The organism is Caballeronia sp. LZ062 (assembly GCF_031450785.1).
GTDB lineage: Bacteria > Pseudomonadota > Gammaproteobacteria > Burkholderiales > Burkholderiaceae > Caballeronia.
Genome location: NZ_JARTWB010000002.1, coordinates 1,284,285 through 1,304,661 on the forward strand (window position 1 = coordinate 1,284,285; position 20,377 = coordinate 1,304,661).

Here is a 20,377-nt window from a genome sequence, read left to right on the forward strand (position 1 = left end):
GCTTATTTGCTCAGAGAATCCAGTTCGGCTGCGGCCGCGCGCTTGCCTTCGAAAAGCCCGGCCATGAAGAGACCGATTTCCTCGGCGTTCGTCTCGCCCGTGGCACGCACCGGCGAGAGCTTGCCGCGCGCGAGCACCGCGAGCCGGTCGCAAATGTCGAACAGTTCTTCGAGCTCTTCTGAAATCACGAGAATGGCCACGCCGCGCGACGCGAGATCGAGCAATTGCTGGCGGATGAAACCGGCCGCGCCGACATCGACGCCCCAGGTCGGCTGCGCAACGACGAGCACCTTCGGCGCCTGCAGAATCTCGCGTCCGACGATGAACTTCTGCAAGTTGCCGCCCGACAGGCTCTGCGCAAGCGCGCCGCTGCCACCGCAGCGCACGTCGAACGCCTGAATGCAGCGATCCGCGAAGCTGCGCACCGCGCCCGCGCGAATCCAGCCGCCGCGCACCATGTGTTGCCGATGCGCGGTCAGCAGCCCGTTGTCCGCGAGCGACATGGCCGGGACCGCGCCCCGGCCGAGCCGCTCTTCCGGCACGAACGCGAAGCCGAGCCGCCGCCGCGCGCCTGCCGTGAGCCGCGCGGCGGGCGTACCGCAAATCGACACGGCATCGGCTGCCACGTGGCGGTCGCGAATCTCGCCCGAGAGCGCCGCAAGCAGTTCCGCCTGGCCATTACCCGACACGCCCGCGATGCCGAAGATTTCGCCCGCGCGCACCTCAAACGACACGTTCTGCAGCGACGTCCCGAACGGGTCCGGACTCGCCACCGAAACATTCCTGACCGCGAGCAGCGCATCGCCCGGCGTGTGGGCGCGGCGCGTGTAGTCAGGCAGCGAATGACCGACCATCAACTGCGCAAGCGACGCATGCGTTTCCTTGCGCGGATCGACGTTGCCGGTCACGCGGCCGCCGCGCATCACCGTGGCGTTTTCGCAGAGCGCCTGGATTTCGTCGAGTTTGTGGCTGATATAGAGAATGCTGCAGCCTTCGGCCGCGAGCCGGCGCAGCACCATGAAGAGCTTTTGCACGGCCTGCGGCGTGAGCACGGAAGTCGGCTCGTCCATGATAAGCAGCCGCGGGTTCTGCAAGAGGCATCGCACGATCTCCACGCGCTGCCGCTCGCCGACCGTCAGGCTATGAACGTGCCGCTGCGGATCGACGTCGAGTCCATAGTCCTTCGACACGTCGCGAATGCGCTTCGAAAGCGGCTTCATGTCGAACTTGTCGTCGAGCGCGAGCGCGATGTTTTCGGCGACCGTCAGGGTTTCGAACAGCGAGAAGTGCTGAAACACCATGCCGATGCCGAGCTTGCGCGCCGCCGCCGGACTGCCGATCTCGACGGTCTCGCCCTGCCAGCGGATCTCGCCCTCGTCCGGGCGCACCGCTCCGTAGATGATCTTCATCAGCGTGGACTTGCCCGCGCCGTTTTCGCCGAGCACCGCGTGAATCTCGCCCGGCATGACGACGAGATTCACGCCGTCGTTCGCCTTGACGGACGGGTACTGCTTGCTGATGCCGGACAACGCCAGGCGCGGTGGCGTTGTCGACTGTTGAATGGCGTCGCCCATTGAGCTCTAGATATGCGTCCGGCCACCGAGCAGGCCGGACTGGAAAGAATTACCGCGAGAGCGAGCGTAGGACACGGGTTGTCGCACGAACTCATATCGCGGCCAGAATTTACAGAATTCGAGACACTAAGTCGATCACTCAAAATTCAGGCGCGTCACGCGCCCGCCGTGCATTTGCGGGTAAGCCACACCTTGACGCAATTCCGTCGTCATATTAAAAACGATATGTCGCACCCCTCTATCGATCAGCCAGAACATATAGTGGAGATAACATGAGTCAGCAACGCGAGGCGATCGATACGTATCTATTGCGCGTCTTGCATACCTTGCTGATGGAACGCAGCGTCACCCGCGCGGCCGTCAAGCTCAATCAGTCCCAACCCGCCATCAGTGCCGCACTGCGCCGCCTGCGCGATATCACCGGCGATCCGCTGCTCGTGCGCGGCAAATCCGGCATGGTGCCGACCGAATACGGCCTGCGCCTGCTGGAACCGACGCAGAACGCGCTGCGCGAGATCGAGCGCATCAAGGTCCAGCAGCACAACTTCGATCCTTCGACATCCGTGCGGTGCTATCGCATCGGCTGTCCCGACTATCTGAACGTGCTCTTCGTGCCGACGGTCGTCGAGCGTTTCCGGCAGGCCGCGCCGAACGCGACGCTCGAATTTCACTCGCTCGGCCCCGCGTTCGATTACGAACTGGCGCTCGAAGACGGCAAGCTCGATATCGTCGTCGGCAACTGGCCGGAACCGCCCGAGCAACTGCATCTGTCGAATCTCTTCGTCGACAAGATCGTGTGTCTCGTCAGCAACACGCACCCGTTCGCCAAGCGCGGCGGGCTCACGCTCGATCAATACCTCAACGCGCCGCATCTGGCGCCTACGCCCTATTCCGTCGGTCAGCGCGGAGCAATCGACGTGCATCTCGCGCGCGAGCGCCTGAAGCGCCATGTCGTCGTCACGCTGCCGTACTTCAATCTCGCGCCTTACGTGCTCATCAAGTCGGATCTCGTCTTTACGACCACGCGCCTTTTCGCCGCCCATTACGCGAAGTTCCTGCCGCTGGCGGTAGTGCCCGCGCCGCTCGACTTCCCGCCCATGCAGTATTACCAGCTTTGGCATGAGCGGTGTCACTACTCCGACGAAGTGCGCTGGCTGCGCGGCCTCGTCGCGGAGGCGACGCGCTCGCTGATCGATCAGCCGTGACGCTAGCGAACGCCGCGCGCCTTCAGTGCGCCGCGTTCGCCAGTTCGCGCGCCAGCGCGTTTTGCGGCTCCACGACCGCGCGCAGGTCTACAGTCGTCAGGCGGCCTTCTTTCACGACCACTTTTCCGTCGATCACACTCGTCGCGACCTGCGACGCCGCGCGCCGTCACTGCGCGGCGTTCGCCAGTTCGCCCGCCAGCGCGTTATGCCGCTCGACGACCGCGCGCAAATCCACTGTCGTCAGCCGCCCTTCTTGCACGACCACTTTTCCGTCGATCACACTCGTCGCGACCTGCGACGCCGCGCGCCGTCACTGCGCTGCGTTCGCCAGTTCGCCCGCCAGCGCGTTATGCCGCTCGACGACCGCGCGCAAATCCACTGTCGTCAGGCGCCCTTCTTTCACGACCACTTTCCCGTCGATGACGCTCGTCGCGACCTGCGACGGCGCGCAGAACACGAGCGCCGCGACCGGATCGTGCAGCGCGCCCGCGAACGCCGGCTGCGACAGATCGAACGAGACGAAATCCGCCGCCATCCCGGGCGCGAGCGCGCCGATGTCGTCTCGATTCAGCACTTTCGCTCCGCCGAGCGTCGCAATTTCGAGGGCCTCGCGCGCGGTCATCGCGTCCGGTCCGAAGCCGACGCGCTGGAGCAAAAGCGCCTGCCGCACTTCGGCGACCATCTGCGCGCCGTCGTTCGATGCCGAGCCATCCACGCCCAGCCCGACCGGCACGCCTGCGTCGCGCATCGCGCGAATGGGCGCGATGCCGGACGCGAGCCGCATGTTCGAGCACGGACAGTGCGCCACGCCCGTGCCCGTGCGCGCGAAAAGGTCGATGCCCGGTTTGTCGAGCTGGACACAGTGCGCGTGCCATACGTCGTGGCCGACCCAGCCCAGATCCTCGGCATATTCGGCGGGCGTCATACCGAACTTCTCGCGGCTGTACGCGACATCGTTCACGTTTTCCGCCAGATGCGTGTGCAGCGAGACGCCGTACCGACGCGCGAGCGCGGCCGAATCGCGCATCAACTCGCGGCTCACCGAAAACGGCGAGCACGGCGCGACGACCACGCGCAGCATCGCGTAACGGCCTTCGTCGTGATACGTCTCGATGAGGCGCTGCGAGTCCTTCAGGATCGCGTCTTCCTTCTCGACGACCGAATCCGGCGGCAGCCCGCCGTCTTTCTGGCCGACGCTCATGCTGCCGCGCGCCGCGTGAAAGCGCATGCCGATCTCGCGCGCCGCCGCGATGCTGTCGTCGAGGCGGCTGCCGTTCGGATAGATATACAAGTGATCGCTCGACGTCGTGCAGCCGGAGAGCAGCAGTTCGGCCATCGCGGTCGTCGTGGAGACGGAGATCATCTCGGGCGTCAGATGCGCCCAGATCTTGTACAGGTTCGTGAGCCAGCCGAAAAGTTCGGCGTTCTGCGCGGCGGGAACGGCGCGCGTCAGGCTCTGATACATGTGGTGATGCGTGTTGACGAGGCCGGGAACGACGAGATGCCCGCGCATGTCGAGCACGTCGTCGGCGGTCTGCGGAAGCTCGCTCGTCGGCCCGACCGCGACGATGCGGTTGCCTTCGATAAAGAGGCCGCCATCGGCGATTTCGCGGCGATCTGCGTCCATCGTGACGAGCATGTGGGCGTTTTTGACGAGCAGGCTGCGGGGTGTCGCATTCATCGAATGTTCTCCGGGAACGGGTTGCGTCAGGGTAAGCGGACCAGTGAAAGCCCCGGTTACCCAGCGTTGAACGCCGTCTTCGGGACGCGGCTCGATTGCGCGCGGTGTCACTGTCGGCAGCCAAAAAGATGGCGGCAATCACGGGGCCGTCATAGTCGTATTCAGCCCGGCAATATATTCCCGAATTTTGGCGCAGGTAGCATCGCAGCGAAAGCCGTGCGAGTGGCCCGCGCGCCGTGGCTTCTCCTGCCCGGCGGCGCTCATGCGCCCGGCATTATCTTTCCTATCGCGGACGCACACGGCGTCTCAAATTTCTACAATGCTGTACACGGCGCGCATCTGAAACGCCGACGGGTATGTAGCCACTGACGTGGAGCCTCGATCCGCCGCCGCCGCACGGTTACACAGTGCGGATTTCGGATCGATGCGCGAGCCGGACATCGCACAACACAAGGAACATGCGAATGGGCAAGCTCACCACCCACGTCCTCGACACCGCGCACGGCCGCCCCGGCGCGAACATCCAAGTCGAGCTCTTCGCGCTATCCGGCGACACCCGGCGCGCAATCAAGACCACCCGAACCAACGACGACGGCCGCTGCGACGCGCCGCTTCTCGAAGGCGCGGAACTCGAAACCGGCGAATACGAACTCGTCTTTCACGCGGGCGATTACTTCGCCGGGCTCGGCGTGAAAGTGCCGGAGCCACGCTTTGTCGATCGCGTCGTGCTGCGCTTTGGCATTGCGGACAAAGCCGCGCACTATCACGTGCCGCTCCTCGTTTCACCGTGGGCGTACAGCACGTATCGCGGCAGCTAACCCGCGCCAAGCAATCGATCAGAGCACGCCGCACATCGACGGCGTGCGCATAACGAATCGGTAGTGGAGGAGTACATGGAAGGCTTTATCACCGACTGGCTCAATCTGGCCTTGCGCTGTCTGCACGTGATCGTCGCGATTGCGTGGATCGGCGAGTCGTTCTATTTCGTCGCGCTCGACAACAGCCTGAAACCGCCGCAGGACCCGACCGCGCGCCGGCGCGGCGTGTTCGGCGACTTCTGGCACGTTCACGGCGGCGGCTTCTATCACATGCAGAAGTATTCGGTTGCGCCGCAGGATATGCCGGAAAATCTGCACTGGTCGTTCTGGCCGTCCTACACCACGTGGATGTCTGGCTTCGGCCTCTTCTTCGTGTTGTATCTGCTCTCGCCGAGCACGTATCTGATCGACAAAAATGTGGTCGACATGGGACCGGTCGTCGCGGTGTCGGCGGCGCTCGGTTTTCTGATGGCCGGCTGGATCGTCTACGACACGCTGTGCCGCCTGCTAGGTAGCAACGACAAGCTGCTCGGCATTTGCGTCGGCATCTACGTGCTGATCGCGGCGTTCGTCGCGTGTCACGTGTTCTCGGGCCGCGCGGCGTATCTCATCACCGGCGCCATGCTCGCGACGATCATGTCGGCGAACGTGTTCTTCGTCATCATTCCGGGACAGCGCAAGATGGTCGCGGCGATGCTCAAGGGCGAAACGCCGAACGCCATCTACGGCAAGCGCGGCAAGCAACGTTCCGTGCACAACACGTACTTCACGCTGCCGGTCGTCTTCGCGATGCTGTCCAACCACTACGCGATGACCTACACGCACAAGTACAACTGGGTGATCCTCGTGCTCATCATGCTGGCGGGCGCGCTGATCCGTCAGTTCTTCGTGATGCGTCACCGTGGGCAGGTGCTGTGGTACATGCCCGTCGCGGGTCTCCTGCTGGTGCTCGGTGCGTTCGCGTGGACGATGCCCGCGCCGGCGGTGCCGGCAGCGCAAGCGGCGGGCGCGCCGACGATCAAGGTCGCCGATATCCAGCCGATCATCCAGCAGCGTTGCGCGGTATGTCACTCCGCGCATCCGACGATGATGGGCAGCGCCCCGGCAGGCGTCCTGCTCGACACGCCCGCCGAGATTCGCCAGAACGCGCAGCGCGTGCATCAGCAGGCGGTGACGTTGAAAGCGATGCCCCTCGGCAACGTCACGCAAATGACGGATGCCGAGCGTCAGAAGATTGCCGCGTGGTTTGACGGAGGCGCGGTGCAGTAAGCGTCGCGCTTAACGAGAGACGGCCCGAATCGGCTTCTGCCGCTCGGGCCGTTTCTCATTGCGCGGCGAAGTAGGCTTTGACCGCTTGAATGACCGTATCGATACCCTCGCGCGACACATCGCGATGCGTCACGAAGCGCGATGCGTACAGCATCTGCGTGAGAATGCCGCGCTCTTTCAGCCACGCTTCGAGCGGCGCGCAATGCTTCTCAGGAATCTGCGCGAACACCATGTTCGTCGCCTGCGACTGGATCACGATTCCGTCGATTCCGGCAAGCCCCGCCGCGAGCCGCGCCGCGTTGTCGTGATCCTGCGCAAGCCCATCAACGTGATGATCGAGCGCATGAAGGCACGCCGCCGCGAGCACGCCCGCCTGCCGCATGCCGCCGCCGAGCACCTTGCGCCAGCGGTGCGCAATATCCACGAGCGCCTTGCTGCCGACGAGCACCGAACCGACCGGCGCGCCGAGCCCTTTGGAAAAGCAGATGGAGACGGTATCGAACGGCGCGCACAGCTCGCTCACCGGCCGCTCCGACGCCACGACCGCGTTGAAGATGCGCGCGCCGTCCAGATGCGTCGAGAGTCCGCGATCGCGGGCTAGCTTCGTCGCTTGCGCCACGTACTGCGCCGGCAGCACTTTCCCGCCGATGGTGTTCTCCAGCGCGAGCAGGCGCGAACGCGCGAAGTGATCGTCGATGGGCTTGATCGCCGCCGCGATCTTCTCCAGCGGCAGCGAGCCGTCCGGCGCGTTTTCGATAGGCTGCGGCTGAATGCTGCCGAGCACCGCCGCCCCGCCGCCCTCGTACTTGTACGTGTGCGCCGCCTGTCCGACGATGTACTCGTCGCCGCGCGCGCAGTGCGCCATGAGCGCGGCGAGGTTGCTTTGCGTGCCGCTCGGAAAGAACAGGCCCGCTTCCTTGCCGGTGCGCTCCGCGAGCCTGGCCTGAAGCTTGAGAACCGTGGGATCGTCGCCCCAGACGTCGTCGCCGACTTCGGCGGCTGACATGGCGGCGAGCATCGCTTGGCTCGGGCGGGTGACGGTATCGCTGCGTAGGTCGATCTGGCGTGCTGGCATCATGAGTCGCTTGGTCGGAGTGAGCGGGATAGTGTAGCGCGCAATAAAAAAGACCGGCCATGCTGCGCCGGTCTTTGCGTGACTGCTGCGGGCGATCCGCGCGATGTCTCAGCGCAACGCCTCTTGTGTCAGCCACAACGACTCTCTCAGGTCCTGCTCGTTCAGATTCAGTCCTTCCCCGCCGCGATCGACGACGATGAAATCGCTGACCTTATCGAGCGCAATCAGCGGATGATGCCAGACGCCTTTCGCGTAGTTCACGCCCTGCCAGCCGCGCGTGACGAACGCGCGAATCTGGGATTCGTCGAGGTCTCCCGCCGGCGCGACGACGACGAGATACGGCCGCTCGTCGAGCGGAATGAACGCCTGGGAGCCGAGCGGATGACGCTCCATCATCTTCACTTCGAACGGCAGCACGCGCGGCTGTCCGCGAAAGAGATTCACGAGCGTGCGGCCGCCCTCGTCCGTCACGTCGACGTTGCAGAGATCGTGAAAGCGGATCGTCGTGCCGAGGTTGATCGGAATCTGCTTTGCGCCGTCGAGTTCGATCACATCGCCGAAAGGCTCGAACCCCGCGCGCGTCAACGGTTCGATCGCGAGCGTCTTCATCATGCAAGCGTTCCGAAAAGACGCAGGCGCGAGACGCCGCCGTCCGGGTAGATATTGAAGCGCACGTGCGTGACGGGGCCGAGCGCCGCGAGTTCGGACTCGAAGAAGTGCTGCTTGTCCATCTGGAGCTTCTGCTCGGACAACAGCACCGGCCAGAACATGGCCTGCGTGACGAGCGAGCTGTCCGTGCCGCCCTTCACATACGCCGCCTGCAGCGAGCAGCGGTCCGGGAAATTACCCTTGAAGTGCGCGGTATCCACTTCGACCTTCTTGATGATGCCCGGCTGCGCGAGCGCGACGATACACCAGTCGTTGCCAGGCTCTCGGCGGCGGCGCGTTTCCCAGCCGTCGCCCATGTTGACGCCGCGGCCCGGCATCAAAAGCGTGGACGCGAGGCCGAAGTGCTGGTTGTTGGTGCCGACCATGTACGCGCCGTTTTCCATCGCGGCGAGATCGAAGAGTTCGTTGCGATCCGCGTTGCGCCAGTCGAGCTGCGGCTGACCGTACACTCGCAACCGCGCGATGCCGCCGTCCGGATAGATGTTCACGCGCAAGTGCGTGAACGGCTCGGCGGATGCGACATCCAGATAATGATGGCTATTGCCCTGCAACGTGGTGGACGGCACGACTTCCGTCCATTGCGTGGACTGGCTCGGCGCGCCGTCGGCGACATGCGCGCCCTCGATCGACGCCGCCGGCGGGAAGTTGCCCGTGAAGTGGCTCGTATCCAGATCGATGCCCTTGATCACGCCCGGCCGCGCCAGCTTGACGATGCACCAGTCGTAACCGGTCGTGCGCTTGCGGCGCGTTTCCCAGCCGTCCATCCACTTGCCGTGCTCGTCGTATTTGCCGGGAATGAACACGGCCGGCTCGGGGTTCAGCATGCGTTCCTTCGGCGCGAAGAAATCGTCGCTCGCCTCGAGTGCCTGCGCGCCCAGACGCGGGTCCGCGAGATTCACATAGCGGCGCGTGAAGTCGGGCGCGTTGGGATCGAGTGTCGGAATTGCCATTGTCTTCGTCCTGTTGTCGTTGCAAGGAAGGATCAGGCGCGGATCAGGTCGTCGAGCCTGAAGCGCGCGATCCGGTAAATCTGGTCGAGACTCGTGCGCAGCTCTTCATCGCGGTCGTGATTCACGCGCGCCTCGAAGTTCGCGATGATGCCGTGACGGTCATAGCCGCGCACCGCGAGAATGAACGGAAAGCCGAACTTCTCGCGATACGCCGTGTTGAGCGACTGGAGCTTGTCGAATTCTTCCTGCGTGCAGAGGTTGAGGCCCGCGCCGCTCTGCTCGCGTGTCGATTCGGCTGTCAGTTCGCCGCGCACCGCTGCCTTGCCCGCGAGTTCCGGGTGAGCGTTGATCAGCGCGAGCTGCTTCTCTTCGCCCGCTGTCTCCACCGCTTGAGACATCGTCGCGTGCAGTTCGTCGATGCTCGAAAACGGGCGCTTCTCAGCCGCGATCTGCGCGACCCACGGCGAATGCTCGAAGATGCCGGCGAGCACGGTCACGAACGCGTCGGCGGGCATGGTGTTGAGTTGGTCGAGTGTGGTTTGCATCGCCTTCATGCCGCCGTCCCGTTGTCTGCCTGCGTTTGGTCGTAAGGGTGATGCTCGCGCCAGTGCCGCGCGATATCCACGCGCCGCGTCACCCACACGCGGTCATGCTTTTCGATGTGATCGAGAAACCTCTGCAAGCCGCGGAAGCGCCCCGGCCGGCCAAGGAGCCGGCAGTGCATGCCGATGGACAGCATCTTCGGCGCTTCGTCGCCTTCTTCGTAGAGCACGTCGAAGGCGTCGCGCAGGTACGTGAAAAAGTGGTCGCCCGTATTGAAGCCTTGCGGCGTGGCGAAGCGCATGTCGTTGGTGTCGAGCGTGTACGGCACGATCAACTGCGGCACGGTCTTGCCGTTGCTCGTATCGACGTCCATCCAGAACGGCAGGTCGTCGCCGTAATAGTCGGAGTCGTACAGGAAGCCGCCGTATTCCGCCACCAGCCGATGCGTGTTCGGACTGTCGCGGCCCGTGTACCAGCCGAGCGGCCGCACGCCCGTCACGCGCTCGATGGCTTCCATGCCGAGGCGCATATGCTCCGCTTCGCGTTCCGGCGACATGTCCTGATAGTGAATCCAGCGATAACCGTGGCACGCAATCTCATGCCCCAGCTCCACGAACGCGCGCGATAGCTCCGGATGCCGCTCCATCGCCATGCCGACGCCGAACACGGTCAGCGGCAAGCCGCGCTTCTCGAACTCGCGCAAGATGCGCCAGACGCCTGCGCGCGAGCCGTATTCGTAGATGGACTCCATGCTCATGTGACGCGCCGGATACGACGACGCGCCGACGATCTCCGACAAGAACTGCTCGGAGCCGGGATCGCCGTGCAGCACGCAGTTTTCGCCGCCTTCTTCGTAATTGAGCACGAATTGCACGGCGACGCGCGCACGCCCCGGCCAGTTCGCCTGCACGGGATGGCGGCCGTAGCCGATCAGGTCGCGTGGATAGTTCGGATCTAGAGACATGGCTGGGTCAGGAACGGGGCGTTGAACTACGGAATATCGACGATTCAGTGTAGCGAAAACGCCCGGACGCGCCCATACAGCGGCGCAGATATTGCGGGTCACGTCACCGGTATGTGTCGATCGTTCCGGGCGTTCAGCGCGGGCCGAAATCGGAGAGCACGCCGTCGTAGCGTTTCGCCAGCGGCCGCGCGAAGTCGCCACGTTTCGCCGTATGCAGCCTGAGCGCGACGAGCGCCTCGGCCCATTTGACGGCCGCCGTCACGCCTTCCACGACCGGCGCGCCGATGGCGTCCTCAACTTCGCGGCAGAATTCCGCCATGCCCGCGCAGCCGAGCACGATGGCGTCCGAGCCGTCCTCGTCGAGCGCGCGCCGGCATTCCTCGATGATCGTCTGCCGCGCCGCCGAGCCGGGCTCGTCGAGTTCGAGCACCGCGACGTCCGTCGCACGCACGTTCTTGCAGAAGCGCGTCATGCCGTAGCGCTCGGCCAGATGCCACGCCATGCCGCAAGTGCGCCGCAGCGTCGTCACGACCGAGAAGCCCGGCGCGATGACGCTCGCCGCGTGCATCGCCGCCTCCGCGATGCCGATCACCGGCCCGCGCGCCAGTTCGCGCGCCGCGTAGAGCGCCGGGTCGCCGAAACACGCAATCACGTAGCCGTCGAAGCCCTGCCGCTCGCCCGCCTCCACTTCGGCCAGCAGCCCGAGCGACGCGACGGCTTCGTCGTAATAGCCTTCGATGGAAGGCGGACCCATCGTCGGGCTGACCGCGACGATTTCCGTGCCGGGTGCCGCGACTTCACGCGCGCAGCGCGCCATCGAATCGGTCATGCGCTGCGTGGTGTTCGGGTTGATCAGTTTGATGCGCATTGCTGTCTCCTGCTTATTGCGTCTTCCGTCCGCCGCGACGTATCGCGGGCGGCTCGGGTTTCCTTCACTTCAGGCCACGTGCTTGCGATCCGCCAGCATCCAGTAAAACAACGCACCGAGCCCCGCGCCGATGAACCACGAGAAGTTCGCGGCGCCTTCGAGCGAAGGCAGCATCACGCACAGGACCGCGATGACTGCGGCGGGCAAGAGCGCCATGACCGCGCGGCGATTCACGCCCTTCGTGTACCAGTACTTGCCGGTGTCGGAGGTCGTGTAGAGGTCGTTCACCGCGAGCTTGCCGCGCTTGAGGAGATAGAAGTCGAGAATCAGCACGCCGTACAAGGGTCCGATGAAGCTGCCCAGAATGTCCAGCGTGTAGTGAATCACGGCGGGATTGTTGAAGAGGTTCCACGGCGTGATGAAAATCGACGCGGTCGCGGCCATCATCCCGCCCATGCGCCAGCTGATGAGACGCGGCGCCACGTTGGAAAAGTCGAACGCCGGCGACACGAAGTTCGCCACGATATTGATGCCGATCGTTGCAATGGTGAACGTTAGCGCGCCGAGAATGACTGCCGTCGGATGATCGATGCGGCCCACCGTTTCGACCGGATCGGTAATCAGTTGTCCGAACACCGGCAACGTGGCTGCCGTGGTGATGACCGTCACGAGCGAGAACGCGAGGAAGTTGACCGGCAAGCCCCAGAAATTGCCGCGCTTCACGCTGCGAAAGCTCTTGCAGTATCGCGAAAAGTCGCCGAAGTTCAGCATCGGCCCGGAGAAATACGACACGACGAGCGAGATCGCGGTGATCATCACCGGCACGACTTCCATGCCGTGATACTTCACGCCGCCGAGGTTCAGCCCGATGTTGTGGATGCCCGCGCGCCACACCATGTATCCGGCCAGCCCGAACATCACGACATAGACGGCGGGTCCGGCGAAGTCGATGAACTTCTTGATCATCTCCATGCCGCGCCAGAACACCACCGCCTGCAACACCCACAGCAGCATGAAGCCCGCCCAGCCGAGCGCCGACAGCCCGACGAAGCCGTAGCGATGCACGTCCGCATAAGGCATCAGCGACGGCACGAACTTGAGCACGACGATCACCAGCGCGCTCGACGCGAGATACGTCTGAATGCCGTACCACGCCACCGCGATCAGCCCGCGAATAACGGCGGGAATGTTCGCGCCGAGCACGCCGAACGTCGCGCGGCACGCGACGGGATACGGCACGCCCGCCACCTGACTGGGCTTCGCGATGAGATTGCACAGCAGATTCACGAGCCCGATGCCGATCAGAAGCGACACGAGCACCTGCCAGCTCGTCAGCCCGAGCGCGAAGAGACTGCCCGCGAACACGTATCCGCCGACGCTATGCACGTCCGACATCCAGAACGCGAAGATGTTGTACGCGCCCCACGTCTGATTCTTGAGCGGCGCGAGATCTTCGTTGTACAGACGATCGCTGTAGCCGGCGGGCAAGCCGGTTTCGTGCTCGGAAGGTTCGTACGGGGTTTCATACGGCGGCAGTGCTGAACTGCCGGGCGTTGCACTGAACTGAGCCATGACCTCTCCTTGGATGGGCGGCTTGCGTCATGAAAAAGCGGCAATTGCTTGGGATCAAGCGTCGTCGGATACCTTCGCGAACGGGCTCGTCGCCACGCTCGCGCGGTACTCTTCGGATTTGCTCCATCGCCTGCGGCGTAGTGCCGAGAGCGAGCGGGCTTCGGCCCATCTCGCTCGCCGTCAGGCGTTTTTCATTGCACGCTCATCGAAGAGCGTCTCGTTCAGTGCGGCGCATGCTGCGAACGGGGTCGCGCGCGCGTCGTGCCACGCGCCCGGTGCATCTGCGGGGGCGCGATACTGACTTTTCCTTGCTAATGCCTGGCTACGCGCCGAACGCCTTCTCCCGTTCGCCCGGCCTTGCGAATACTTCCCTCAGATCGACCGCGCCACGGGCGGGCCGCTCCAGCATCTTCAATTCGACATCGCGCAGATGTTGCGCCATCAGGTCCGCGGCTTTCGCGGCGTCGCCGGCATCGAGCGCGGCGAGAATCGCTTCGTGATCTTCGAACGAACACGAACTCTTGCCGAGCGATTCGTACAGCGCCGAGATCAGCGTCGAGCGCGCGACGAGCCCGGACAAGCAATCGCACAACACGGCGTTTCCGGTCAGCGCGGCCAGTTCTGTATGGAACTCGCCCGACAGACGGATCCACGCGGAAAAGTCGCGGTTCTCGAACGCGCGCCTTTCGCGCCCGATGGTCGCGCCGATCGACTTCAGCCGCCGCGTGCCATGCCCTTTGCAGATGCGCTCGACGACGGCCAGTTCGACGATGCGTCGCATCTCGAAAACGTCGTGCACTTCCTGCAGCGACGGGCTGGCGACGAACGCCCCGCGATTCGGTTCGAGATCGACGAGCCGCTCGCTGGCCAACTGCGAGAGCGCCTGGCGCACTGCGCTGCGCTTCACATCGAACACTTCGCACAACTGCGCTTCGGTCAGCTTCGCGCCGGGAGCAAGCCGGTGTTCGAGGATCGCGGCGCGGATGTTCTCGGCGATCGACTCGGGGCTCGCTGCCACGGCCCCGTTCAAAGAAGCGGCGGGAGCGTTCGGTGCAGCACTCGATTTACGGTCGGACATGATGTGCTCGCTTGCATGTTGACCATCTTAGAATCGACATAAAGATTGTCAACAATTCAAAATAAAAAACGTGTCGGAGGAAGGCGTCGCGCGAGGACACCTTTGCCCGAAAGCTAATGCTGACGGCCCTTTCAGGCGATTACGCTACTTTTTGTCGTCACTGCCTGGCCGATTTTGTCGACAATCTTCAGTGCTCGGATGGTGCATCGCAATCCAACGTGAGGCATAGAAAAGACCGTTAGTTGCGTCAGAAGTCGAACAAAAAGGCACTCGCAACAAGTGCCTCTCCCCGCGAGCTCAAGCCAGATGCGGATAGTCCGATAACGCCAGCGTGAACCCACGCTCGTTTGCGACCAGATGCGCAGTCGCACCAAAAGGCAGCGTCAGCAGGTTATCCACGTGCCCGAACTGCAAGCCAGTCACGAACGGCACGCCCGTCACTGCCCTCACCTGCTCGATCATGGCGTCGAGCGAATAGCCGTTGTCGTAGTCGGACAGCCGCCCGCCCGAGAACTCGCCCATCACGACCGCCTGCTGCCGCCCGAGCACGCCCGCCTGATGAAGCTGATAAATCATCCGTTCGATGCGAAACGGATGCTCGTTCACGTCCTCGATGAACAGGATGCCGCCATCGACAGGCGGCAGATACGGCGTGCCAACGAGCGCGGACAGCATCGCGAGATTGCCGCCCCACAGCATGCCGCTGACGTCGACGGACTGGCGCTGCGGCGTCTGGCTCTTCACGGTGAAGCTCGGATGCGAGATCGCGTGCCAGAAGTTGTGCATCGTGAAGGCGCTGACGTGCTCCGCGCCGAAATCGCCGGCGAACATCGGCCCGCCGAAACTCTTGACCGCGGAACGCGCGTACAGCGCACACTGGATCGCCGTGAAATCGCTGTGGCCGACGAGCGCGACCGGCTGTTCGGCCAGGCGCCGCAGGCCGTCGTAGTCGAGGCCGTGCAGAATGCGCGACGCGCCATAGCCGCCGCGCACCGCCAGCACGATGTCCGGCAGCGGCCGCGACGGATCGGCGAGCCGGTTCAGATCGGCGGCGCGTTCGCTGTCGGTCCCGCCGAATCGCTGATAACGCCGGCGCGTCGCATCGAGATTTTCCAGCCGATGACCCTGCGCCCGCAATCGCCCGATGCCCCGCTCGACGGCGGCGGGATCGTGCGGATAGCCGGACGGCGCAATGAGGTCGATGGTGCGTGATTTCACGATGTTCAGTTCGTTTTGGTGAAGGAATCGGCTGTGAGGCGCGCCTGCGCTTGCGCTTCACGTGCCGCACGCTCCTCGCGCGCCAGCCGCCGGCGCTCGGCGAAGAAGTTCTTGAGCGCGTGGCCGCATTCGTCGGCGAGCACGCCGCCCGTCACGGCCGTGTGATGATTCAGCCGCTCGTTCGCGAACATATCGACGACACTGCCGCACGCGCCCGTCTTCGGATCGGCCGCACCGTACACGACCCGCGCGATGCGCGCGTGCATGATCGCGCCCGCGCACATCAGGCACGGCTCCAGCGTGACATACAGTTCGCAGCCCGGCAGCCGATAGTTTTGCAGCGCCTGCGCGGCGGCCCGGAGCGCGACCATTTCCGCGTGCGCCGACGGATCGTGCCCGCGAATCGGATGATTGAAACCCGTGGCGATGACTTCATCGCCCAGCACGACGACCGCGCCCACCGGCACTTCGCCCGTGCGGCGCGCTTCGTCGGCGGCGCGTTGCGCGAGCGCCATGAAGCGGCGATCACGCTCGCTGACGGCAGCGCTGTTCTCGGATGATTCGGGGATAGCGCCGGGCGGCGGCTCGGTAAGCGTCAAGGCTGTTCCGGCTCCGTATCGCCGCGCGCCGCGACGCGCTCGGAGAGCCGCTCGGCGATGCGGCGGCGGTATTCATGCGGCACGCAGCCGCCGCCGCGCAGCGATTCGAGCGCCATGTCGAGCGCGAGCATCTTTACCTGAATGCGGCAACGGGCGGCGGGATCGGTCACTTTGTCGAGTTCGTCCTGCAGGCCACGCAGCGCGCGAAGCTGCTCGACGGCGGGCGGAACGAAACCCGCATTCTTGAGAATTCGATTGGCGACGCGCACTTCCTCGGGCACGAGGAGATCGTCGTCAAACTGGAGCGGCGCGCCTGCGCCGGGCAAGTTGTTCAGCTCGCCGCGAGACACGGCTTCGTTGATCCGCTGTTCGACCAGAGCATCTAGCAATTTCATCGGGGATTACGACCGGCTTTCGAATGACGCCGAAGCGGTCTGTCACGATATGCGGGGTTAGCGTGAGGTCGGAGCGAGCCGGAAAACGCGCTCGCGCGTGGTTCGGCTGATCTCGACAATTCATCTCGTATTCTATCAGCGGCGGCACTGCGCCATCTGAGCGGCGTACGGCCGTTCGCAGCCATCGCGTGTATAGGCGAGATATGCGGGATTTTCGCCACATCGGTTGCCGCTCGGTGCGCGTTTGTGCTTACAGGTTCAGCGGCTCGCGTGTGTAGCCTTGCGTCGCGAGCAGAAGGCGTCGCGTGTACTCGTGCTGCACGTCGTGCGCCCTCACCGCTTCGACGCCGAGTTCTTCGACCACTTCGCCGTTGCGCATGACGGCCACGCGCTGACACAGGAAGCCGACGACCGCGAGATTGTGGCTCACGAGGATCATCGTCAGCCTGCGCTCACGATGCAGACGCCGCAGCAAGTTGAGGATTTCCGCCTGCACGGAGACATCGAGCGCGGACGTCGGCTCATCGAGCAGAAGCACGCGCGGCTCGACGATCAGCGCCCGCGCGATCGACACGCGTTGCCGCTGCCCGCCCGACAACTGGTGTGGATAGCGAAAGCGGAACGCGGCCCCGAGCCCGACTTCGGCGAGCGCATCTAGAATGCGCGCGTCCTGATTGCCGATGCCGTTGATCGCGAGTGGCTCGCGCAATGTCCTGTCGACGGTGAAGCGCGGATGCAGCGAGCCGTAGGGGTCCTGAAACACCATCTGCACGTCGCGCTGCGGGCGGTGAGCGGCGTCTTGCCCGTCGATACGCATCGCGCCGCCGGCGAGCGGCACGAGGTCCGCGAGCGCGCGCAGCAGCGTCGACTTGCCGCTGCCTGACTCGCCGACGAGGCCGAATACTTCGCCATCCTCAACGCGCAAGGACACGTCGCGCACGGCATCGACATGACCGGTTTTCGTCTGGAAGCGAATGTGCGCGCGGTCGATTTCTATCATTGGGCGGTGTCCTCGATCGTTTCCGCGAGCCACGACGGATCGCGGCGCAGCGTCGGCAATTCGTCGGGCGGATTGGTCAGCGGCGGGCTGGCCGCGAGCAGTCCGCGCGTGTACGGGTGCCGCGCGTTGGCGAGTTCACGAGCGGCGCACGTCTCCACGACGCGCCCGCCGTACATGACCGCGACGCGATCGCAGAACGACATGACGAGCGGCAAGTCGTGGCTGATAAACACGAGCCCCGTGCGATGGCGTTCGATCATTTCGTCGAGCACGGCGAGCACCTGCATCGACACGAGCACGTCGAGCGCGCTCGTCGGTTCGTCGGCGATCAGGAGGCGCGGACCGGCGCTCACCATCATCGCGATCATCACGCGCTGGCCCATGCCGCCGGACAACTCGTGTGGATACGCGTCCGCCACACGCTCCGGATCGCGGATGTGCACGGCCGCGAGCGCCTCCACGATGCGCGCGCGCATCGCGCGCCGGCTCAAGCCGCCGTCCTGACGCTCGATGGTTTCGCGCATCTGCTGCGCGACGGTCATGACCGGATTGAGCGAGTACTTCGGGTCTTGCAGGATCATGCTCATCTGCGTGCCGCAGAGGCGCCGGCGCGCGCCCGGCTTCATCGCGAGCAGGTCGTGGCCGTCGAAGCGCAAAGCCTTCGCGGACCATCGCGCTTCGGGCGGCAAGAGGCCGAGCAGCGCGCGGCCGGTCAGCGACTTGCCCGAACCCGATTCGCCGACGATGCCGAGCCGCTCGCCGCGCCGCACCGTCAGCGAGACGCCGCGCACGGCGGGCATCGGGACGCCGTCGTGGCCCGAAAACGCGACTTCCAGACCGTCGATTTCAGCGAGCGCATCTTCCATGTCAGCCTCCATGACGCGGATCGAAAACGTCGCGCAGACCGTCGCCGAGCAGATTAAACGCGAGGCTCACCGCGAGAATCGCGAGGCCGGGAATGGTCGCGACCCACCAGGCGTCGAGCAGCACGTTGCGTCCCGAGGCGACCATGTAGCCCCATTCCGGGCTCGGCGGCTGCGCACCGAGTCCGAGAAAGCCGAGCCCCGCGACCGCGAGAATGATGCCGGCCATATCGAGCGTCGCGCGCACGATCACCGATGACGAGCACAGCGGCACGATATAGCGCAGCAAAATGCGCGTGTGCGATGCGCCCGCGAGCCGCGCCGCGTGAATGAAATCCGCCTGCGCGAGCCGCAGCGATTCGGCCCGCGCGAGCCGCGCATAAGGCGGCCACGCGGTGATGGAAATGGCGATAACCGCGTTCAGCACGCCCGGCCCGAGCGCCGCGGCGAACGCGAGCGCCAGCACGATCTTCGGGAACGCGAGCGCGACATCGGTCACGCGCATGAGCGCCGTGTCGATAAAGCCGCCGCAATAGCCCGCCAGCGTGCCGATCAAAAGCCCGACCGGCACGACGAGCACGACGACGAGCATCGCGATGGATAGCGTAAGACGCGAGCCGTGCACGAGTCTCGACAGGATGTCGCGACCCAGTTGATCGGTGCCGAACCAGTGCGCGGCGCCCGGCGGCGTCAGGCGGTCGGCGAGGACTTGGCGCAGCGGGTCCTGCGTCACCAAAAGCGGCCCGATTGCCGCCGCGACAACGAGCAGCACCAGAATCGCAAGACCGAACATGCTGAGCGGATTGCCCGAAAACCGCCGCCAGCGCCGGTACGCGCGCCCGAGCGCGGCCTGTCGCGGAGACGCGGGCGTGTCGGTCAGGAGCCACGCGCGCCACGTGTCCGGCGCGGGTTTCATCGGCGTGCGCTTGGCGGGCGAATGCATGCGGCAAAGTCTCCGTTCTCAGCGAGCGCGCGGATCGAATACGCGGTAGAGCGCATCCGTCAGCAGATTGAGCGCGATGAACGTCGCGCCGATCACGAGCGTGCTGCCGAGCACGGCGTTCATGTCGGCGTTCAGGAGCGCGCCCGTCAAATACGAGCCGATGCCCGGCCACGCGAACACGATCTCGGTCAGCACCGAGCCTTCCAGCAAATAGCTGTAGGCGAGCGCGATGACCGTGAGCAACGGCACCGCGATATTGCCGAACGCATGACGCCAGATCACGCGGCGCTCGGCGAGGCCTTTCGCGCGCGCCGTGGTCACGTATTCCTGGCTCAGTTGTTCGAGCATGAACGAACGCGTCATCCGCGACAGATACGCGATCGAATAGAACGCGAGCACGCCCGCCGGCAGCGCGATATGCGAGAACGCGTTGACGAACACGTCCCACTCGCGGGCGATGAGCGCATCGATGAGAAGACTGCCGGTGCGCGTATCGACCATGCCGTCGTACAGCGGATCGATGCGGCCCGGTCCCGACACCCAGTGCAGCCGCGCGTAGAACAGCAGCAGCCCCATTAGCGCGAGCCAGAACACCGGCACCGAACTGCCCGCGAGGCCGATCACGCGCGCCACATGATCCACGATGCGATTGTGGCGCACCGCCGCGATCACGCCGAGCGGCACGCCAATCATCACGCCGATGAACGTCGAGAGCGTCGCCAGTTCGAGCGTCGCGGGAAAGACGCGCCGTATATCGTCGATGACAGGATTCGCCGTCAGCAGCGACACGCCGAGATTGCCGTGCAGCACGTCGCGCGCGTAGATCAGGAATTGATCGACGAGCGGCTTGTCCAGTCCTAGCTGCACGCGCGCCGCCGCATACGCGCTCGCCGACGCGCGGTCGCCGAGAATCGCGAGCACGGGGTCGATCGGGATCTTGCGGCCGATGAAGAACGTGATCGCGAGCAAGCCGGTGAACGTGACGGCGAGCATCGCGATCCAGCGCAAAAGCGCGAGCGCGATCCGCGCGCCGCCGCGGTTCGCGTTCGCGGCGCGCAGGCGGTCGAGCACGGTCGGCTGCGGCGTCATCGCG

The 20,377-nt window shown here is 64.8% G+C and carries 20 protein-coding genes; 3 read left to right on the top strand and 17 right to left on the bottom strand.

The window, feature by feature from the left end; translation table 11 throughout:
• Positions 1-2 precede the first annotated feature (2 nt).
• Positions 3-1,574: an ABC transporter ATP-binding protein gene (locus P9239_RS12100; RefSeq protein WP_309751057.1), complete on the bottom strand. Its 1,572-nt coding sequence runs from the start codon at positions 1,572-1,574 to the stop codon at positions 3-5.
• 272 nt (positions 1,575-1,846) lie between these two features.
• On the opposite strand from P9239_RS12100, the gene P9239_RS12105 reads away from it, so the two are divergent.
• The gene (locus P9239_RS12105) at positions 1,847-2,779 is read left to right on the top strand and encodes a LysR substrate-binding domain-containing protein (protein ID WP_309751059.1); all 933 of its coding nucleotides are present in this window, start codon (positions 1,847-1,849) and stop codon (positions 2,777-2,779) included.
• Positions 2,780-3,089: 310 nt separating this feature from the next.
• Here P9239_RS12105 and P9239_RS12110 read toward each other — a convergent pair whose 3' ends face one another.
• Positions 3,090-4,460: an 8-oxoguanine deaminase gene (locus P9239_RS12110; protein WP_309751061.1), complete on the bottom strand. Its 1,371-nt coding sequence runs from the start codon at positions 4,458-4,460 to the stop codon at positions 3,090-3,092.
• 464 nt (positions 4,461-4,924) lie between these two features.
• Here P9239_RS12110 and uraH point away from each other — a divergent pair, with 464 nt between their 5' ends.
• Complete coding sequence (gene uraH / locus P9239_RS12115; protein ID WP_309751063.1) at positions 4,925-5,278, top strand: hydroxyisourate hydrolase; 354 nt, start codon at positions 4,925-4,927, stop codon at positions 5,276-5,278.
• A 75-nt stretch (positions 5,279-5,353) separates the two neighbouring features.
• Entirely contained in the window at positions 5,354-6,547 is a 1,194-nt protein-coding gene (locus P9239_RS12120; protein ID WP_309751066.1) for a urate hydroxylase PuuD, read from the top strand.
• Positions 6,548-6,602: 55 nt separating this feature from the next.
• Here the strand turns inward: P9239_RS12120 and ltaE are convergent, their stop codons facing one another.
• The 15 genes from ltaE to P9239_RS12195 form a co-directional block, all read right to left on the bottom strand.
• Positions 6,603-7,622 (bottom strand): low-specificity L-threonine aldolase, encoded by a 1,020-nt coding sequence (gene ltaE, locus P9239_RS12125; RefSeq protein WP_309754018.1) that lies wholly within the window; start codon positions 7,620-7,622, stop codon positions 6,603-6,605.
• A gap of 108 nt (positions 7,623-7,730) precedes the next feature.
• Positions 7,731-8,231, bottom strand: a complete 501-nt coding sequence (locus P9239_RS12130) for an ureidoglycolate lyase (RefSeq protein WP_309754020.1) — start codon at positions 8,229-8,231, stop codon at positions 7,731-7,733.
• Positions 8,231-9,241 carry an allantoicase gene (gene alc / locus P9239_RS12135; protein ID WP_309751068.1) on the bottom strand — a complete coding sequence of 337 codons (1,011 nt, stop codon included), beginning with the start codon at positions 9,239-9,241 and terminating at the stop codon, positions 8,231-8,233. Before alc ends, P9239_RS12130 begins: the two co-directional genes overlap by 1 nt.
• Before the next feature lie 32 nt (positions 9,242-9,273).
• Positions 9,274-9,795 (bottom strand): 2-oxo-4-hydroxy-4-carboxy-5-ureidoimidazoline decarboxylase, encoded by a 522-nt coding sequence (gene uraD, locus P9239_RS12140; protein WP_309751070.1) that lies wholly within the window; start codon positions 9,793-9,795, stop codon positions 9,274-9,276.
• Entirely contained in the window at positions 9,792-10,748 is a 957-nt protein-coding gene (puuE, locus tag P9239_RS12145; RefSeq protein ID WP_309751073.1) for an allantoinase PuuE, read from the bottom strand. The genes uraD and puuE overlap by 4 nt, the downstream gene beginning before the upstream one ends.
• 133 nt (positions 10,749-10,881) lie before the next feature.
• Entirely contained in the window at positions 10,882-11,616 is a 735-nt protein-coding gene (locus P9239_RS12150) for an aspartate/glutamate racemase family protein (RefSeq protein WP_309751074.1), read from the bottom strand.
• Between the two features lie 69 nt (positions 11,617-11,685).
• Complete coding sequence (locus P9239_RS12155; RefSeq protein WP_309751076.1) at positions 11,686-13,188, bottom strand: NCS1 family nucleobase:cation symporter-1; 1,503 nt, start codon at positions 13,186-13,188, stop codon at positions 11,686-11,688.
• Positions 13,189-13,510: 322 nt separating this feature from the next.
• Positions 13,511-14,266: a GntR family transcriptional regulator gene (locus P9239_RS12160; RefSeq protein ID WP_309751079.1), complete on the bottom strand. Its 756-nt coding sequence runs from the start codon at positions 14,264-14,266 to the stop codon at positions 13,511-13,513.
• Positions 14,267-14,563: 297 nt separating this feature from the next.
• Entirely contained in the window at positions 14,564-15,487 is a 924-nt protein-coding gene (gene ldcA, locus P9239_RS12165; protein WP_309754022.1) for a muramoyltetrapeptide carboxypeptidase, read from the bottom strand.
• A gap of 2 nt (positions 15,488-15,489) precedes the next feature.
• The gene (gene tadA / locus P9239_RS12170) at positions 15,490-16,083 is read right to left on the bottom strand and encodes a tRNA adenosine(34) deaminase TadA (RefSeq protein WP_404980018.1); all 594 of its coding nucleotides are present in this window, start codon (positions 16,081-16,083) and stop codon (positions 15,490-15,492) included.
• Positions 16,080-16,478: a DnaJ family domain-containing protein gene (locus P9239_RS12175; protein ID WP_309751081.1), complete on the bottom strand. Its 399-nt coding sequence runs from the start codon at positions 16,476-16,478 to the stop codon at positions 16,080-16,082. The genes tadA and P9239_RS12175 overlap by 4 nt, the downstream gene beginning before the upstream one ends.
• 250 nt (positions 16,479-16,728) lie before the next feature.
• On the bottom strand, positions 16,729-17,478 hold the full coding sequence (locus P9239_RS12180; protein WP_309751083.1) for an ABC transporter ATP-binding protein: 750 nt from the start codon (positions 17,476-17,478) through the stop codon (positions 16,729-16,731).
• Positions 17,475-18,344, bottom strand: coding sequence for an ABC transporter ATP-binding protein (locus P9239_RS12185; protein WP_309751085.1), 870 nt, complete (start codon positions 18,342-18,344; stop codon positions 17,475-17,477). The genes P9239_RS12180 and P9239_RS12185 overlap by 4 nt, the downstream gene beginning before the upstream one ends.
• A 1-nt stretch (position 18,345) precedes the next feature.
• A complete protein-coding gene (nikC, locus tag P9239_RS12190) occupies positions 18,346-19,284 on the bottom strand; it encodes a nickel transporter permease (protein ID WP_309751088.1) in 939 nt (312 codons plus the stop codon).
• A gap of 18 nt (positions 19,285-19,302) precedes the next feature.
• Positions 19,303-20,373 (bottom strand): ABC transporter permease, encoded by a 1,071-nt coding sequence (locus tag P9239_RS12195; RefSeq protein WP_309751090.1) that lies wholly within the window; start codon positions 20,371-20,373, stop codon positions 19,303-19,305.
• Positions 20,374-20,377: the final 4 nt, after the last annotated feature.

Bases quoted from the DNA above. Each gene is read 5' to 3' on its own strand.
- P9239_RS12100 (WP_309751057.1), bottom strand. From the start codon at position 1,574: ATGGGCGACGCCATTCAACAGTCGACAACGCCACCGCGCCTGGCGTTG.
- P9239_RS12105 (WP_309751059.1), top strand. From the start codon at position 1,847: ATGAGTCAGCAACGCGAGGCGATCGATACGTATCTATTGCGCGTCTTG.
- P9239_RS12110 (WP_309751061.1), bottom strand. From the start codon at position 4,460: ATGAATGCGACACCCCGCAGCCTGCTCGTCAAAAACGCCCACATGCTC.
- uraH (WP_309751063.1), top strand. From the start codon at position 4,925: ATGGGCAAGCTCACCACCCACGTCCTCGACACCGCGCACGGCCGCCCC.
- P9239_RS12120 (WP_309751066.1), top strand. From the start codon at position 5,354: ATGGAAGGCTTTATCACCGACTGGCTCAATCTGGCCTTGCGCTGTCTG.
- ltaE (WP_309754018.1), bottom strand. From the start codon at position 7,622: ATGCCAGCACGCCAGATCGACCTACGCAGCGATACCGTCACCCGCCCG.
- P9239_RS12130 (WP_309754020.1), bottom strand. From the start codon at position 8,231: ATGAAGACGCTCGCGATCGAACCGTTGACGCGCGCGGGGTTCGAGCCT.
- alc (WP_309751068.1), bottom strand. From the start codon at position 9,241: ATGGCAATTCCGACACTCGATCCCAACGCGCCCGACTTCACGCGCCGC.
- uraD (WP_309751070.1), bottom strand. From the start codon at position 9,795: ATGAAGGCGATGCAAACCACACTCGACCAACTCAACACCATGCCCGCC.
- puuE (WP_309751073.1), bottom strand. From the start codon at position 10,748: ATGTCTCTAGATCCGAACTATCCACGCGACCTGATCGGCTACGGCCGC.
- P9239_RS12150 (WP_309751074.1), bottom strand. From the start codon at position 11,616: ATGCGCATCAAACTGATCAACCCGAACACCACGCAGCGCATGACCGAT.
- P9239_RS12155 (WP_309751076.1), bottom strand. From the start codon at position 13,188: ATGGCTCAGTTCAGTGCAACGCCCGGCAGTTCAGCACTGCCGCCGTAT.
- P9239_RS12160 (WP_309751079.1), bottom strand. From the start codon at position 14,266: ATGTCCGACCGTAAATCGAGTGCTGCACCGAACGCTCCCGCCGCTTCT.
- P9239_RS12175 (WP_309751081.1), bottom strand. From the start codon at position 16,478: ATGAAATTGCTAGATGCTCTGGTCGAACAGCGGATCAACGAAGCCGTG.
- P9239_RS12180 (WP_309751083.1), bottom strand. From the start codon at position 17,478: ATGATAGAAATCGACCGCGCGCACATTCGCTTCCAGACGAAAACCGGT.
- P9239_RS12185 (WP_309751085.1), bottom strand. From the start codon at position 18,344: ATGGAAGATGCGCTCGCTGAAATCGACGGTCTGGAAGTCGCGTTTTCG.
- nikC (WP_309751088.1), bottom strand. From the start codon at position 19,284: ATGCATTCGCCCGCCAAGCGCACGCCGATGAAACCCGCGCCGGACACG.
- P9239_RS12195 (WP_309751090.1), bottom strand. From the start codon at position 20,373: ATGACGCCGCAGCCGACCGTGCTCGACCGCCTGCGCGCCGCGAACGCG.